Here is a 14,281-nt window from a genome sequence, read left to right as displayed (position 1 = left end):
GAGAAGATGGGATAAAGCTAGAAATGGAGTAGCGGAGCGTAGAAAAAAACTACGTGAGCAACTACAATGTTTCCGAAGGAAACATACTTCGTAAGCCTCCCGCTTATTTCGGCTGAATTCCATATTCGATGCTGACGATGCCACTAGGCATCCTTCGTAATCAAAAGCGGACTTTTTGAACAACCTCTAATATGCAAAATACCGGAGTATGGAGATTAGCCCATTAAGCGCAAGTTGCAGAACGATCAGCGCCACAATCGGGGAAATATCCAGCACACCGAACAAAGGCGGTATAAATCGGCGAAACGGACTTAGATATGGTTCCACTAATTTGCCCAGCCATTCACCGATAAAGCTTTCCCGTGCGTTGGGAAGCCATGACATCAATATGTAGACGATGACCATGTAAAAGTAAATTTGATATGCAAAACCCAAAATATTAACTAACGACTCCAAAAACGGCTCACCTCATTCTGTTATAATCTTGCTCGCTGTCAGCCAGTATTTCCGTAATTGATCCCTGAATTTCAACCGTATCTGGCGTACAGAGAAAAATGTTTCCGCCGATTTTGGAAATACCGCCACCCAATGCATATACCGTGCCACTCAGAAAATCAATAACGCGCAACGCTTGGTCCTGGCGAATTCGTTGCAAGTTCACCACAACGGTACGATGCGAACGCAGATGGTCGGCAATTTCCTGAGCCTCGTCATAAGAACGCGGTTCATACAGGACAACTTTAACATTTTTCTGGGAATGAATGCTCACCACATTATTCCCCCTTTGGTTTCTACGTTTATCGAGACTGGAGGTTTCAGCTTCCTGATGTTCAGATTCATTTTCCTCCTGCGCAGCCATTCGTTCACGTTCCACAATCTCTTCCTCTTCCTGAAGTCCGAGGAAATTCATAAATTTATTCATTACGCCCATCGTGAACCCTCCTCTTTTCCTACGAGAATCGATCCTAGCCGTACCCAGGTTGCACCTTCTTCAATGGCCACTTCAAAATCATTGGACATCCCCATCGACAGCTCAGTCAATGGCTCTGCTGTAAGGGCTTGTCCATTCAATTGATCTCTCAGCTCACGCAATCCACGAAATACGGGACGCGTCAGCTCCGGATCTTCCTCATGAGGTGCCATAGTCATCAGGCCAACGACCTTGAGATTGTTGAACGAACGAATATCACGCAAAAAAGAACTTGCCTGTTCAGGCTGTAATCCATACTTGCTCTCTTCACCCGAAATATTCACCTGCAAAAACGTTTCCACTTGGATGCCAAGTGAAGCTGCTTTTTTATCCAACTCCTTCGCCAATGACAAACGATCCAGTGAATGTATGTAACGAAACTTGCCAATCACGTCTTTCACCTTGTTTGTCTGCAAATGACCGATAAAGTGCCAGGTACCCTGCTGACCAAAAGCTTCCCATTTGGCCTGTGCATCCTGCCACCGGTTTTCTCCAATATGCTCAAGACCATGATCCAGCACCGATCCCGTTGTTTCAAGTGAGACATATTTCGTGACCGCAATCACATTCACATCATCACGATGACGGTTACTGCGCCGACATGCATCCTCGATCTTCTGATTTACCTGTTGTATACGCTCCTCCAATGACACAGAGGGTCACCTCTCTTCCAGCCCAATCCAGCTCGCCATCCGCCCTGTAACACCATTTTCCTTCCGATAGGAGAAAAATAGTTCGGGATGACAACTTGTACACCATGTTGTACATTCGATATGATCCGGCATTATTCCTGCTTTCATCATAATGTGTCGATTACATTCTTTCAAGTTTAACATCGTTTTACCGTTATTCACGGCTCGATATGCTTGTTTAGAAGCAGAATCCTCGTATTTATCATTAACCGGGGAATCATCAAACCAAACCCGTACATGCTGCATGACCGCCTCATCCACTTCATAACAGCAATCCCCGATCGACGGACCGATTGCAGCTCGAATGTCCTGCCTACGGCTGCCATACTCCCGTTCCATCGTCTCCACCATGGATACAGCGATACCCGCGACTGTACCTTTCCAGCCGGCATGAGCAAGACCTACCGCCTGCTGTACAGGGTCATAGAAATAAAGCGGAACACAGTCTGCATAGAAAGAAGTCAACAGCACACCAGGCACATTCGTGACCAATCCATCCGTATCCTGCAACGCAGATTGACGATCAAGTAATCCTCTGCTCCGATCTTCAGCGGTAATTACAGCTACATGTTTGCCATGCACCTGCTCTCCACAGGTCCATGCTTCTGCTGCAAAGCCAAGCTTCTCGGTTACAAGCCTGCGGTTGTTAAGTACAACTTCAGGGTCATCCCCCACATGATAAGCACAATTGAGCGTAGCATACGGAACTTTTCCTACTCCACCATGCCTCGTCGTAAACCCGACTGACAACTGTTCAAATTGCTGTGTCCAGGGCTCAACATATAATAATAACGGATCAGGACCGAAATCTGAATTTGGTTTTTTGGTCCGTTCAAGTAATTCTTTATCCAATACAAAGGGTTCCATTATCTCACCTCACCACTTCCAGTGTACCAAATGAGCCACATTCTGTCTCATTTATATCGTTCGACGCTGATTACGTTCCGACCGTTCAATGCGTTCCACTCGCTCTGTGCGGTTATGCTGCTGTTCATCATACAGGCGCGCTTCGCGATCACGCTCGTCATACGTATTTTCCTTCACCTCATCCATCTTCACCAGTATCACATCTGAACCAATCTTCACAATGTTTCTCCAGGGAATCACCAAATCCGTTCCCCCGCCAAAAAGACCCATAAAACGGCTGTACCCTGGCACAACAATCGCTTCAATTCGTCCCTGCTTCAGATCCAACTCCAAATCACTGATCTGACCGAGGCGTTTACCATCCGTAATGTTAATGACATCCTTTGTCTGAAAGTCCGAGATTTTCATGCCTCGTGCCGCTACTTCGCTCGTATTTACTTTCATTCATTCCCGCCCCCTGTTATTCCTCTTCTGCCCGTTCTTCACGCTTCTATACAATATATGTTTCAGGGGCGAAAAATGTCCTGTTTTTCATCGAATGTGGAAACGGTCCAAAACAAAAAGACGACCAACGGTATACACTGCCCCGATTGATCGTCCTTCTGCCTTTGCATCGTGTTATGACTTTACATGTTTTTGCATCTGCTGTATCGCTGATTTCTCCAGACGTGATACCTGAGCCTGGGAAATGCCAATTTCATCAGCCACTTCCATCTGGGTTTTCCCTTCGAAAAACCGCATCGACAGAATCATTTTTTCCCGCTGACCAAGACGATGCATCGCTTCACGAAGTGCAATTTCCTCGATCCATGACACATCCTTGTTTCTGTCATCGCTGATCTGATCCATAACATAGATCGGATCTCCACCATCATGATAAATCGGTTCGAAGAGCGAGACCGGGTCCTGAATGGCGTCCAATGCAAAAACAACATCTTCCTTCGGCACATTCAGTACTTCCGCAATTTCAAATATCGTCGGTTCCCGGGAATTTTTATTCGTCAGGCTGTCACGGACCTGAAGTGCTTTGTAAGCAATGTCCCTCAAGGAGCGAGATACCCGAATTGGGTTATTATCACGCAGGTATCGACGGATTTCACCGATAATCATCGGCACCGCGTAGGTTGAAAATTTGACATTCTGGGATAAATCAAAATTATCAATGGCTTTCATCAGGCCGATGCAACCAACCTGGAACAGATCATCGACAAACTCCCCCCGATTGTTAAAACGCTGAATGACACTGAGTACCAGACGCAGGTTGCCATTCACTAATTTCTCTCTTGCTGAGCGATCATGGTGTTGCTGAAGGGAATGAAACAATTCCCTCATTTCAGTGTTGGTGAGGACAGGCAATTTTGCGGTGTCCACGCCACAAATCTCGACTTTGTTTCGGGTCATCGTGATTTACCTCCCAAGGAGAAACATTAATGTACATTATCTCCGGGGCAGGCTTTTTTATTCGTACTTGGCACCCTTGCCAGTAATACCCATTCTGACCAAAGATGTATTTCAGACCATTTTATTGAACTCCTTGCGGAGTCTTTTAATGATTCTTTTTTCGAGTCGAGAGATGTAGGATTGGGAGATTCCGAGGAGATCGGCTACATCTTTTTGTGTCTTTTCTTCCCCATCCGTCAAGCCAAAACGAAGCTCCATAATCATTCGCTCGCGCTCCGTTAATTTTTCCAGTGCCTTGTGCAGAAGCTTCCGGTCTACCTGCTCTTCAATATTCCGATAGATTGTATCGTTTTCTGTACCCAGTACATCGGATAATAATAGTTCATTTCCATCCCAATCAATGTTGAGCGGTTCATCAAAAGAAACTTCAGTTCGGATCTTACTATTACGTCTCAGGTACATTAAAATTTCATTTTCGATACAACGTGAAGCATAGGTTGCCAGTTTGATTTTCTTTTCCGGGTCAAATGTATTAACTGCCTTGATCAATCCGATCGCTCCAATGGAGACCAAATCCTCAATATTGATTCCTGTGTTTTCAAATTTTCGTGCAATGTACACCACCAGACGCAGGTTGCGCTCAATGAGCATCGCGCGAATGGCCGAGTCTCCCGAGGATAATTTTTGCAACAAAAATTCTTCCTCTTCCCTTGTCAAAGGCGGCGGAAGTGCCTCACTTCCCCCAATATAATAGATCTCTTCACTTTTGAGTCCCAACAAAAATAACAGACGGTAATATTGCAGCTGCGCCACCAGTTTCCATTTCACAAGCATGTACGTTCCTCCTATACCACATTCAGCGGCTTTTCTGTTGCTCCCGCAGAGAGAGCCGTAGACTGCGCAGAAGCAGCGTCTTGCACAAGTTCAGGATGAATCACGGCCTGGTATTTCCCATCCGAAGACAAAACACCTCCATCCAGACCAATAAGTACCCTTGTCGTCTCATAACATGTTTCCTCCATCGTCACCTTCACCCGGTCCGGCTTCATTGCCAGCATAAACGCAGTCCCTTTGTTAATGCCCCGATAAGGCACCAGCCGCAGTCGATCCTGCCACTGAAAACTTTCCTGATCAAGCTCCAGAATAAGGTTGTCCGGCGCCTCGTCCTTGAGTCTACCCTTCCATGAAGCGGGTAACATGTCTTGCCATAACGAAACCTCCATCACCATGACCGGCATGCGCGATAAGGGATCTGTAAGTTGATTGCCCGTATCCAGAAGGCCTGTACAAGAAATGACTACCTCATCGATGCAGACCTCAACTTTACCCAAATAGGTCGTCATGCGATCCGTTTTCCGTTTTGAGCTCTGCACAGCTTTGAATAAAAACAGGACAGAAAAAAATACGATAAACGTGAACCAGAAAGCAATTTTCAGATCAAATGACATACCGCCAGAAGCCGTGAACCAAATGCCGTTAAACAACTCACCGGAGCTCTGAAGCATGTAATGCACACCCAGAATACCTCCGGCAGCGACAAAATTAATCACATAGAAGGTACCGAGCGTCCTCGCAAAAGCCTGCAGACCTTTAAAACCAAAAGCAATCGTAAGCATGACCAGCGAGAACCCGAACTTGATCAGAAAGGTGAACATAAAATCAAACTCCGGTACAAACATCATGACCACATATAATGCACCCACAATGGCTGACAGCAACCATCGCCACCAAACCAGCTTTGTCTTGCGCATCCAGGCGGTCATTCCGATGAGTGCACCGTCAATACACAGGTTTGTCAAAAAAATCAGATCCACATAAACAACCAAAGTCTTCACCTGCCTGCGCGCAACATATCGAAATACCGGTACCCGATATCCTGATATTCATGAGCATATTCACAAGTATACGGAGCCCCCTGTTCAAAGTCTGTCTAATCATGGGGGTGTGGTTCCAACTTTTTTTGTCGGAATTGCTCAGGCCCTTTGTTCAGATTTTGTTCATTACTGTATGCTATGATATCTAAATAAACAGAAAAAACCCGGTCGCTCCATAAGGAGTACCGGGTTTCCAATAAATTGATTTGCGTATTAATCGTTGTTATTATTGCGTGAACGATTGCGTAAAAATGTCGGAATGTCCAGCTGATCATTGCTCGGCTGATTTCCGAAAGGACGCAGGTTCGGCGAACGCGTATCTGTCGTCTCCGCTGTTGCTGGAGCTGGCTTACGTCCTGGTGGTGGTGGAGCAGGTTTATCTTCAAAACCAGTTGCGATAACTGTAACCTTAATCTCCTCTTTCAGGTCTTCGTCAATGATGGCACCAAAGATCATGTTTACTTCCGGGTCGGAAGCAGAAGTTACGATCTCTGCCGCTTCGTTCACTTCATACAGGGACAGATTAACGCCACCCGTAATATTCATGATTACGCCGCGAGCACCTTCAATAGAAGTTTCCAGCAAAGGACTCATAATGGCTTTCCGTGCTGCTTCTGCGGCACGATTCTCACCAGTTGATTCACCAATCCCCATAAGGGCTGAACCACGTTCATGCATAATCGTTTTGACGTCAGCAAAGTCAAGGTTGATTAGACCCGGTACAGCGATCAAATCAGAGATACCTTGTACAGCTTGACGAAGTACGTTATCCGCTTGACGGAATGCTTCAAGCATAGGAGTCTTTTTGTCTACGATTTCGAGCAAACGATCATTAGGAATCACGATCAGTGTGTCGACTTTTTCCTTGAGAGCTTCAATACCTTGCTCTGCATGGCTGGAACGCTTGCGTCCTTCAAATGTAAATGGACGAGTTACGACACCAACAGTAAGTGCACCACACTCTTTAGCGATTTCGGCAATAACCGGAGCCGCACCTGTACCTGTACCACCGCCCATACCGGCTGTAACAAATACCATGTCTGCACCTTTCAACGTGTTCATGATCAGATCGCGGGACTCTTCCGCTGCTTTTTTACCTACATCCGGGTTGGCGCCAGCACCAAGACCACGAGTCAATTTATCACCGATTTGCAATTTATGCTCGGATTTCGCCAGGTGTAACGCCTGAGCATCCGTATTCACCGTAATAAATTCAACACCTTGTACACCATTTTCAATCATACGGTTGACTGCATTGCTTCCGCCGCCGCCTACACCGATGACTTTAATTTGAGCCAAGCTCTCCATCTCGAAATCAAATTCCAACATATTATTCCATCTCCCCCTCAATGTGCATGGATGGCCCGTCCAATTTTTGATTTGAACCGAATCAATTTCATATATCGACGAACGAAAGCGTTTATTTTAGTACCGGCGCATTCAGACGGCTTCAAGAATGTATGAAATGGATCCAACCTGTTATATAAATTCGCTGAACATATTCTTCAGCCGCTCGAACAGACCGGGTTTTTGCTCCGATTCCTGTGCCGAATTTGGCTTCGGACGGTTGGTCGGTTTCTTGTTGTTATTATTGTTGTTGTTGTTATTTCCACCGCCGTTATTGATCGAGGGACGAATGCGCAAACTGCGAATTACACTGTGCAATATGCCGACTCCGCTTGTAAACCCGGGGTCACGCACACCAATATAATCCGGAACTGCAACTCGTACCGAAGCAGCAAGCTCATGCTGAGCGACCTGCAGAACCCCCGGCATAGAGACCGTACCTCCCGTTAGTATATAACCTCCAGGAAGCTCGTTGTAACCAAGACGCTTCACTTCTTGGGATATCATCTGGAATATTTCTTGAACCCTAGGTTCAATAATTGCTGCCAGATCCTCCTGTGAAAACTCCTTGTCTACATTACTGCCAATTCGGGTGACTTTGAACATCACATCCGCAGCAGCATCATCCAACCAGGCGCAACCATATTTCAGTTTCACTTTCTCTGCCTGATCCGTTAACGTGCGTAAGCCATAGGCGATATCATTTGTTACGAATTCCCCACCTATAGGCAACGTTGATGTTGCAACAAGACTGTCTTCTTCAAAAATGGCGATGGTTGTTGCACCTGCTCCAATATCAACAAGCACTGAACCCATCGTTTTTTCATCTTTGGACAAAGCCAGTTGACCCGCTCCAAGCGACATGAGAACCAGATCGCTTACTTTCAGACCCGCTTTTTCCACGCAGCGCAAAAGATTATGTATCGCGGTTTTTGCACCCGTTATGATCGTTGCTTCAACTTCCAGACGAACACCAATCATACCACGGGGGTCCTGTATGCCCTCCAAGCCATCCACAACATATTGCTTGGCGACAACATCAATAATTTCCCGTTCCGGCGGAACTGCAATGACTTCGGCTGCTTTCAACACCCGTTCCATGTCTTCTTCTCCGATTTCACGATCCTCGTTAGACACAGCCACGACGCCGTGACTGCTCATCAGTCCGATATGATTTCCCGAGATTCCAACATACACTTCGGATATTTGAATACCTACCATACGTTCTGCATGATCCACTGCGTTGCGAATCGACTGCACCGTCTGATCGATATCTACGATTACACCTTTGCGAATTCCCTCCGAGTCGGCAGATCCAACTCCTATAATATTAAAGGTTCCATTATTCATTTCCCCAATAATAGCGCGAATTTTGGATGTACCGATGTCCAAACTAACAATGATGTCATTGTTGCTCAAGTCTGTGGCACCTCCTGACTCCAATAGTAAATTACGTTCGAATTTAAACACTCTTAAAACATATTCAACACACTTCAGGCTTTCCCTCTTTTTTCTACAATGTTTTTGGGTGTCAAAATCTGGTTGCCAGACATAAAACATTGAAGAAAAAAGAAGGAGGCAACTCATGTGCCATAAGTTCAAGTGTATCATTTTTTCTTCATCTCAGAAAGAACAAGTTTCATTGCTCTGACGGGGTCAAACCCCGACCTGCCTAGGCTTTCATATTCAGTCCAGCCTCATAATGGCAAAGATCAGGGGCTTGCTCCTGGTTCAGCATCATCTTCCGGGTCATCCGGGATGAAAGGGACATAGGTATCTGCCTCAAGCATAGTGATTTTCCCAGGCCGTTCGGTCTCAATCACCTGATTCAGGTACTCCACTTTATCCGATAAAAGAGAGACGGTTGTAATCACTTCAAACTGCGATTTGGTATACATCCGAATCTGATCCGGAAATGAAGGCGTTGGATTCGGAATAATTTCCGAAATATCCGTCGTCAATTCATTCGGAATTTTAGCCAGTGTCTGGCTCAGTTTGGCTTTGAGTGGATCATCAGCCTTCCATTGGGTCAATATGGGCTTCTCCACAGCAACACCAATTGTTGCCGGAACCGTCAAGCTTGTCCCACTGGCTAATATCGCTTTGAGCGTACCGTCAGAACCAAGCTCATAAGCAACCGTGGCATATTCCTGAACCTTGATATGGATAATCCCAGGAAATTGCTTTTCCACGGTAACGGTGGAAATCGCCTTGATGGTCTTGAGACGCTCAATAACCTCGGCAGTACTTGTCCCAAAAAATTGTTCGCCTTCTTTCAGCCCGCTTTTCTCCAGCAGTTCTGAAGTTGCTGTATATACATTACCCGTAATTTCAATTGCCGAAATCCGACTCATGGAAGAACGAAAGAATAATACAGCCAGCAATACAATAAATAATAATAAGAGAATAATTACAATTTTGCGGCTTGTGTTTCCTTTTGGCCGATTCTTCTTCAGAACCGGAATTTGACTTTTAGGCATAAGTAGCGCTCCACAAAGCCTCAGGTCCCCTCCCTTCAAGAAGGGGACGCCAAGGACGTTAATTGGCAAAATCCAACTGTTTCGAAACGGGCGACTGTCGCTCAACCGATGCTCCAAGACTTTGGAATAACTTCTCGATCTGATCGTAGCCCCGGTCAATATGATGCACTTGCTCCACAACCGTTTTGCCTTGAGCAGCCAGACCAGCAATTACCAAGGCTGCGCCTGCACGAAGATCGGTTGCTTCTACTGTAGCCCCGTACAGACGGGGAACACCACGGATAAATGCTGCGTTCAGATCGACTGAAATATCAGCCCCCATCACATTCAGTTCATCCACATGTTTGAACCGGCCCTCGAATACCGTTTCCTTCATCACACTGAATCCGTCTGCCAAACTGAGCAGCACCATGATTTGCGATTGCAAATCTGTCGGAAACGAAGGATACGGAGAAGTCACAATACGGTCTACTGATTTGGGACGGCTCATACAGCTCACCGTCATTATATCATTGCAGACTGTGATTTGAACACCAGTGCGCTTCAATACATGTATAAGTGAAGTAAGATGAGCAGGATTGCAGTGTGTAAGCGTAACATTGCCTCGTGTTGCTGCTGCTGCAATCATTACGGTTCCGGCCACGATTCGATCCGGTATAATCTCATACGAACAAGGTTTTAGTTTCTCAACGCCATTGATCGTGATTGTGTCCGTTCCTGCACCAATAATGCTTGCACCCATAGCATTCAAAAAGTGTTGCAGGTCCTGGATTTCAGGTTCTCTTGCGGCGTTGCAGATGGTTGTCGTCCCTTTAGCCATAACGGCTGCCATCATGATATTCTCGGTCGCTCCCACACTTGGGAAATCCAAATGAATATCTGTACCCACCAGATTGTGCCCATGACAGATAATCTGTTGGTCCTGCTCTTCAATCAAAGCTCCGAGCGCTTCCAGGCCCCGGAGGTGAAGATCAATTTTGCGTTCTCCAATGGCACAGCCTCCTGGCTGATACACTGACACTTGCCCAAACTTAGCCAGCAATGGTCCCATCAAAAAAATGGAAGAGCGCATCTGCTTCATTAGATCTTCTGGCACATCATATGACCGGATAGACGAGGTATTAATCGTCACTGTTCCCTGTTCATGCCGACACGTGCATCCAAGCCGTTCCAGGATATACAGCATCACTTCAATGTCCAGCAAGTGTGGAACGTTATGCAGTGTAACTTCTCCATCTGCCAACAAACTTGCGGCCATAATCGGTAAAGCGGCATTTTTTGCTCCATGGATGCGTATGGATCCTGAGAGGGGTTTCCCGCCTTCAATCACCAATTTGTCCAATGTATCACCTCCGGGGTTTACCGCTCACCCACTACGAAGACTTCCGGTACCAGGTTAATACCGTTTTGAGATGATATAGTGCTCTGTATCTGCTGCATTAGGGTGATAACGTCCTCTGCTGTTGCTTGGTCTGTATTAACAATGAAATTGGCATGCATGGTGGATACCTGTGCGCCTCCCTGGGTCATTCCTTTCAGCCCTGCTGCTTCAATCAGGCGGGCTGCATGATCACCCGGTGGATTTCGGAATACACTACCTGCACATGCCATCTGCAGTGGCTGTGTGCGGCGTCGGCGATCTTTGTAAGCCGCCATCGTTTCCGAAATGACGTTGCGCTCTCCATGCTGGAGTTCAAACGTAGCTTCCAGCACAATGCCTCTCCGATCATGCAGAACAGAGTGGCGGTAGGCAAAATCCATGTCCTCCTTGCTGTAACGCACCAATTCCCCTGTCTCCAGTACAATCTCAGCGAATTTGAATATCCGTGACACATCCGATCCATGCGCGCCTGCATTCATGTATACGGCTCCACCGACAGTGCCGGGGATACCGCTGCCGAATTCCAGACCGGTCCATTCCTTTTTGGCAGCAACCACGCTGAGTTTAACAAAAGAATGCGCCGCTCCGGCGGTTACACCGCCTTCGTGAAATTCGGCATAATCAAAGCCCTCGCCTGGTTTCACCACAACACCACGTATTCCTTTGTCTGACACCAGCATGTTTGAGCCCCGTCCAAGTTGCATCCACGGAATCTGATACGTGTGAAGCAATTGAACGAGATTCATCATCTGCTCTTTATTCTCGGGAATGACCAGTGCATCCGCAGGACCGCCGATCTTCCATGTGGTGTATTTGGCTAGTGATTCGTTTTCAAGAACTCTGCCAACATTATTCTGGGATAGTAACGATATCCACTGATGCATGTTTGCTTCCTCCTTTGCTTCAAAACCGATGAGCACGGTATGTTCTGTTGTTACAGACCGTGTTCTGGCGCCATGGAACGATGGTCACGATTTATACGGTATCTTATGTCAGCCCCGTCTTGTGTGTGACAATCGCCCACAATCGCACTTTATCGGCGTGTAGCAAGACGCTGAATTTCATGAACAAGCACTTCAGCTGCATCGGGTTTCCCCAGTTTCCGGGAGGCTTCAGCCATTCGTTTGCGTCCCGATTCATCATTCATAATCTTGGCGATGGCTTCATACAGGACTTTGCCTGTAAGATCCTTCTCCAGCATCGTGAGTGATGCGCCTCCACCTTCAAGCGTGCGAGCATTGGCTTCCTGATGATTATTAGTCACGTTAGGTGACGGAATCAGAATTGAAGGAATACCCAGTGATGTAATCTCCGCAAGGAATGATGCACCTGCGCGGTTTACAATCAAGGATGTGCAGGCAAGCACCTCAGGCATATTATGCACGTAAGGCAGGACATGCAGGTGGTTTGGCATCGTACCCAATGAGCTACGAATGGCTTCACGCGTTTCATCAAAATAGGTATCCCCTGTAACGTAAACTACATGTACATCATCCAGTTGTTCCAGCAATGGAGCCATGTCCACCATGGCCTGATTGATTGCTTTTGCCCCGCGACTGCCACCAACTACAAGAACAACACGGCTGTTCATCGGTACACCTAACGTGGCAAAACCACGATCACGGCTAGCCTGGGCTACCGTAGTCGCTCGCGGATTACCGGTGTACATCACCTTTTTTGCGCCGGAAAACGATTTTTCAGAACCTTCAAAGCTAACGGCAACCGTGTCCACATAACGCATCAAAAATTTGTTCGTCAGACCAGGGATGGCGTTCTGTTCATGAATTATACTCGGAATCCCCAGTTTTGTTGCTGCATATACCACAGGTCCACATACATATCCACCTGTACCAATCACAACATCCGGTTTGAATTCCTTCAGCATTTTTTTGGACTTGCGTACACCTTGAATGAAACGCATGACCGTTTTCAGGTTGTCGATGGACAATTTCCGCCGAAAGCCCGTAATATCAATGGATTTAAAAGGAATATTTTCTTGGGGAACCAGTTTACTTTCCAGACCTCTGGTTCCTCCGATGTATAGAAATGTAGAGTCCGGGTTCTCCGCCTCGCATTGTCTTGCTATGGCAACGGCCGGATAGATATGTCCACCCGTACCGCCACCGCTTAGAACGACTCGCATCGCATAGTCACCTCGCATAACGGGATAAATTCACTAAAATGCCCAGTGCTGTGAGCATGAGGGTCAATGATGATCCGCCGTAACTGATCAGAGGCAATGTAATGCCCGTAACAGGCATCATGCCAATGACAACACCAATGTTAATAATGACCTGTACGGCGACCATACCTACGATACCAACACCAAGCAGACTGCCGAAGGCATCCGGAACGGTCATGGCTATACGCATCCCTCTCCACACCAGCACCAGAAACAACAATAATACAATCATTCCACCTATAAAGCCGAGTTCTTCGGCCAAAATACTAAAAATAAAGTCCGTTTGCGGTTCAGGTACATAACTGTACTTCTGCCGGCTCATACCCAGTCCCAATCCCGCCAGTCCTCCAGGACCAATCGCGTATAAGGATTGAATGATCTGATATCCGGCACCCAGCGGATCGGACCACGGGTCCAAAAACGCTGTGATACGCTGTAGCCGATAGGGTGCTGCTGCAATCAAAGCTGCAAACCCGGCTACGCCGCCAAGAGCAAGCAAGCTCAGATGTTTCATTCGCGCTCCGGCTGTGAAAATAATAAGCATCGATGCGCCCATCATCACGGTGCCAGTCCCCAAATCAGGTTGCAGCATAATAATCCCAAAAGCCAAACCAATCAATCCCAGCGGTGGCAGAAGCCCCGTTGTGAAGGTTTTGATTTTGCCCGGTTCCTTGCTCAGCCAGTGAGCGAGAAACAGAATCATGCCCAGCTTCATGAATTCTGAGGGCTGAATACCGAACGAACCAATGCCCAGCCAACTTCGTGCACCACCGCGAACTACACCAATTCCAGGAATGAGCACCCCAATGAGCATAATAAAACAGGCAATCAATATAGGCTTGGCATATTTCCTCCACACCCGGTAGTCTACATTAGCAGTTACGAACATGGCCACAAGCCCAAGCACCGCAAACAGGGCCTGTCTTTTTACAAAATAAAATGAATCGCCATAGTCATGAAAGGCAAGCACCGAGCCCGCACTATATACCATAATAATGCCGATGGCAAGCAATGCCAAAATACAAATCAGCAACCAAATATCTGGTGCCGGTCGCGTCTGTTTCATCAGGAGGCCACCCCTTGCATG

15 protein-coding genes are annotated in these 14,281 nt (G+C 46.9%); all 15 read right to left on the bottom strand.

Going from position 1 to position 14,281, the window contains the following annotated elements; genetic code table 11:
• Positions 1-186: 186 nt before the first annotated feature.
• Entirely contained in the window at positions 187-456 is a 270-nt protein-coding gene (locus MHI01_RS28335; RefSeq protein ID WP_017687314.1) for a YggT family protein, read from the bottom strand.
• A 7-nt stretch (positions 457-463) separates the two neighbouring features.
• Positions 464-931: a cell division protein SepF gene (locus MHI01_RS28330; RefSeq protein WP_017687313.1), complete on the bottom strand. Its 468-nt coding sequence runs from the start codon at positions 929-931 to the stop codon at positions 464-466.
• Positions 922-1,623, bottom strand: coding sequence for a YggS family pyridoxal phosphate-dependent enzyme (locus tag MHI01_RS28325; RefSeq protein WP_036614854.1), 702 nt, complete (start codon positions 1,621-1,623; stop codon positions 922-924). The genes MHI01_RS28330 and MHI01_RS28325 overlap by 10 nt, the downstream gene beginning before the upstream one ends.
• A 6-nt stretch (positions 1,624-1,629) precedes the next feature.
• Positions 1,630-2,529, bottom strand: a complete 900-nt coding sequence (gene pgeF, locus MHI01_RS28320) for a peptidoglycan editing factor PgeF (RefSeq protein ID WP_127545346.1) — start codon at positions 2,527-2,529, stop codon at positions 1,630-1,632.
• A 51-nt stretch (positions 2,530-2,580) separates the two neighbouring features.
• The gene (locus MHI01_RS28315) at positions 2,581-2,973 is read right to left on the bottom strand and encodes a YlmC/YmxH family sporulation protein (RefSeq protein WP_017687310.1); all 393 of its coding nucleotides are present in this window, start codon (positions 2,971-2,973) and stop codon (positions 2,581-2,583) included.
• Between the two features lie 174 nt (positions 2,974-3,147).
• A complete protein-coding gene (gene sigG, locus MHI01_RS28310; RefSeq protein WP_017687309.1) occupies positions 3,148-3,930 on the bottom strand; it encodes an RNA polymerase sporulation sigma factor SigG in 783 nt (260 codons plus the stop codon).
• 111 nt (positions 3,931-4,041) lie between these two features.
• A complete protein-coding gene (gene sigE / locus MHI01_RS28305) occupies positions 4,042-4,764 on the bottom strand; it encodes an RNA polymerase sporulation sigma factor SigE (RefSeq protein WP_017687308.1) in 723 nt (240 codons plus the stop codon).
• An 11-nt stretch (positions 4,765-4,775) separates the two neighbouring features.
• The gene (gene spoIIGA / locus MHI01_RS28300) at positions 4,776-5,756 is read right to left on the bottom strand and encodes a sigma-E processing peptidase SpoIIGA (protein WP_036614861.1); all 981 of its coding nucleotides are present in this window, start codon (positions 5,754-5,756) and stop codon (positions 4,776-4,778) included.
• Positions 5,757-6,017: 261 nt separating this feature from the next.
• Positions 6,018-7,133 (bottom strand): cell division protein FtsZ, encoded by a 1,116-nt coding sequence (ftsZ, locus tag MHI01_RS28295; protein WP_017687306.1) that lies wholly within the window; start codon positions 7,131-7,133, stop codon positions 6,018-6,020.
• Between the two features lie 150 nt (positions 7,134-7,283).
• Positions 7,284-8,570, bottom strand: a complete 1,287-nt coding sequence (ftsA, locus tag MHI01_RS28290) for a cell division protein FtsA (RefSeq protein WP_127545343.1) — start codon at positions 8,568-8,570, stop codon at positions 7,284-7,286.
• A 293-nt stretch (positions 8,571-8,863) separates the two neighbouring features.
• A complete protein-coding gene (locus tag MHI01_RS28285; protein WP_340984638.1) occupies positions 8,864-9,631 on the bottom strand; it encodes a cell division protein FtsQ/DivIB in 768 nt (255 codons plus the stop codon).
• 58 nt (positions 9,632-9,689) lie between these two features.
• The gene (murA, locus tag MHI01_RS28280; protein WP_036614867.1) at positions 9,690-10,973 is read right to left on the bottom strand and encodes a UDP-N-acetylglucosamine 1-carboxyvinyltransferase; all 1,284 of its coding nucleotides are present in this window, start codon (positions 10,971-10,973) and stop codon (positions 9,690-9,692) included.
• Positions 10,974-10,990: 17 nt separating this feature from the next.
• On the bottom strand, positions 10,991-11,896 hold the full coding sequence (gene murB, locus MHI01_RS28275; protein ID WP_127545339.1) for a UDP-N-acetylmuramate dehydrogenase: 906 nt from the start codon (positions 11,894-11,896) through the stop codon (positions 10,991-10,993).
• A 149-nt stretch (positions 11,897-12,045) separates the two neighbouring features.
• Positions 12,046-13,155, bottom strand: a complete 1,110-nt coding sequence (gene murG / locus MHI01_RS28270) for an undecaprenyldiphospho-muramoylpentapeptide beta-N-acetylglucosaminyltransferase (RefSeq protein ID WP_315372160.1) — start codon at positions 13,153-13,155, stop codon at positions 12,046-12,048.
• A gap of 7 nt (positions 13,156-13,162) precedes the next feature.
• A complete protein-coding gene (spoVE, locus tag MHI01_RS28265) occupies positions 13,163-14,260 on the bottom strand; it encodes a stage V sporulation protein E (protein WP_340984637.1) in 1,098 nt (365 codons plus the stop codon).
• Between the last annotated feature and the right edge of the window lie 21 nt (positions 14,261-14,281).

Origin of the sequence: Paenibacillus sp. FSL M7-0656 (assembly GCF_038003225.1) — a bacterium.
Classification (GTDB): domain Bacteria; phylum Bacillota; class Bacilli; order Paenibacillales; family Paenibacillaceae; genus Paenibacillus; species Paenibacillus amylolyticus.
This window is presented reverse-complemented; position numbering and strand designations above follow the sequence as displayed.

What these genes read in the sequence shown, in the direction of transcription:
- MHI01_RS28330 (WP_017687313.1), bottom strand. Translation starts at nt 931, where the DNA reads ATGGGCGTAATGAATAAATTTATGAATTTCCTCGGACTTCAGGAAGAG.
- pgeF (WP_127545346.1), bottom strand. Translation starts at nt 2,529, where the DNA reads ATGGAACCCTTTGTATTGGATAAAGAATTACTTGAACGGACCAAAAAA.
- MHI01_RS28315 (WP_017687310.1), bottom strand. Translation starts at nt 2,973, where the DNA reads ATGAAAGTAAATACGAGCGAAGTAGCGGCACGAGGCATGAAAATCTCG.
- sigG (WP_017687309.1), bottom strand. Translation starts at nt 3,930, where the DNA reads ATGACCCGAAACAAAGTCGAGATTTGTGGCGTGGACACCGCAAAATTG.
- sigE (WP_017687308.1), bottom strand. Translation starts at nt 4,764, where the DNA reads ATGCTTGTGAAATGGAAACTGGTGGCGCAGCTGCAATATTACCGTCTG.
- ftsZ (WP_017687306.1), bottom strand. Translation starts at nt 7,133, where the DNA reads ATGTTGGAATTTGATTTCGAGATGGAGAGCTTGGCTCAAATTAAAGTC.
- MHI01_RS28285 (WP_340984638.1), bottom strand. Translation starts at nt 9,631, where the DNA reads ATGCCTAAAAGTCAAATTCCGGTTCTGAAGAAGAATCGGCCAAAAGGA.
- murB (WP_127545339.1), bottom strand. Translation starts at nt 11,896, where the DNA reads ATGCATCAGTGGATATCGTTACTATCCCAGAATAATGTTGGCAGAGTT.
- murG (WP_315372160.1), bottom strand. Translation starts at nt 13,155, where the DNA reads ATGCGAGTCGTTCTAAGCGGTGGCGGTACGGGTGGACATATCTATCCG.
- spoVE (WP_340984637.1), bottom strand. Translation starts at nt 14,260, where the DNA reads ATGAAACAGACGCGACCGGCACCAGATATTTGGTTGCTGATTTGTATT.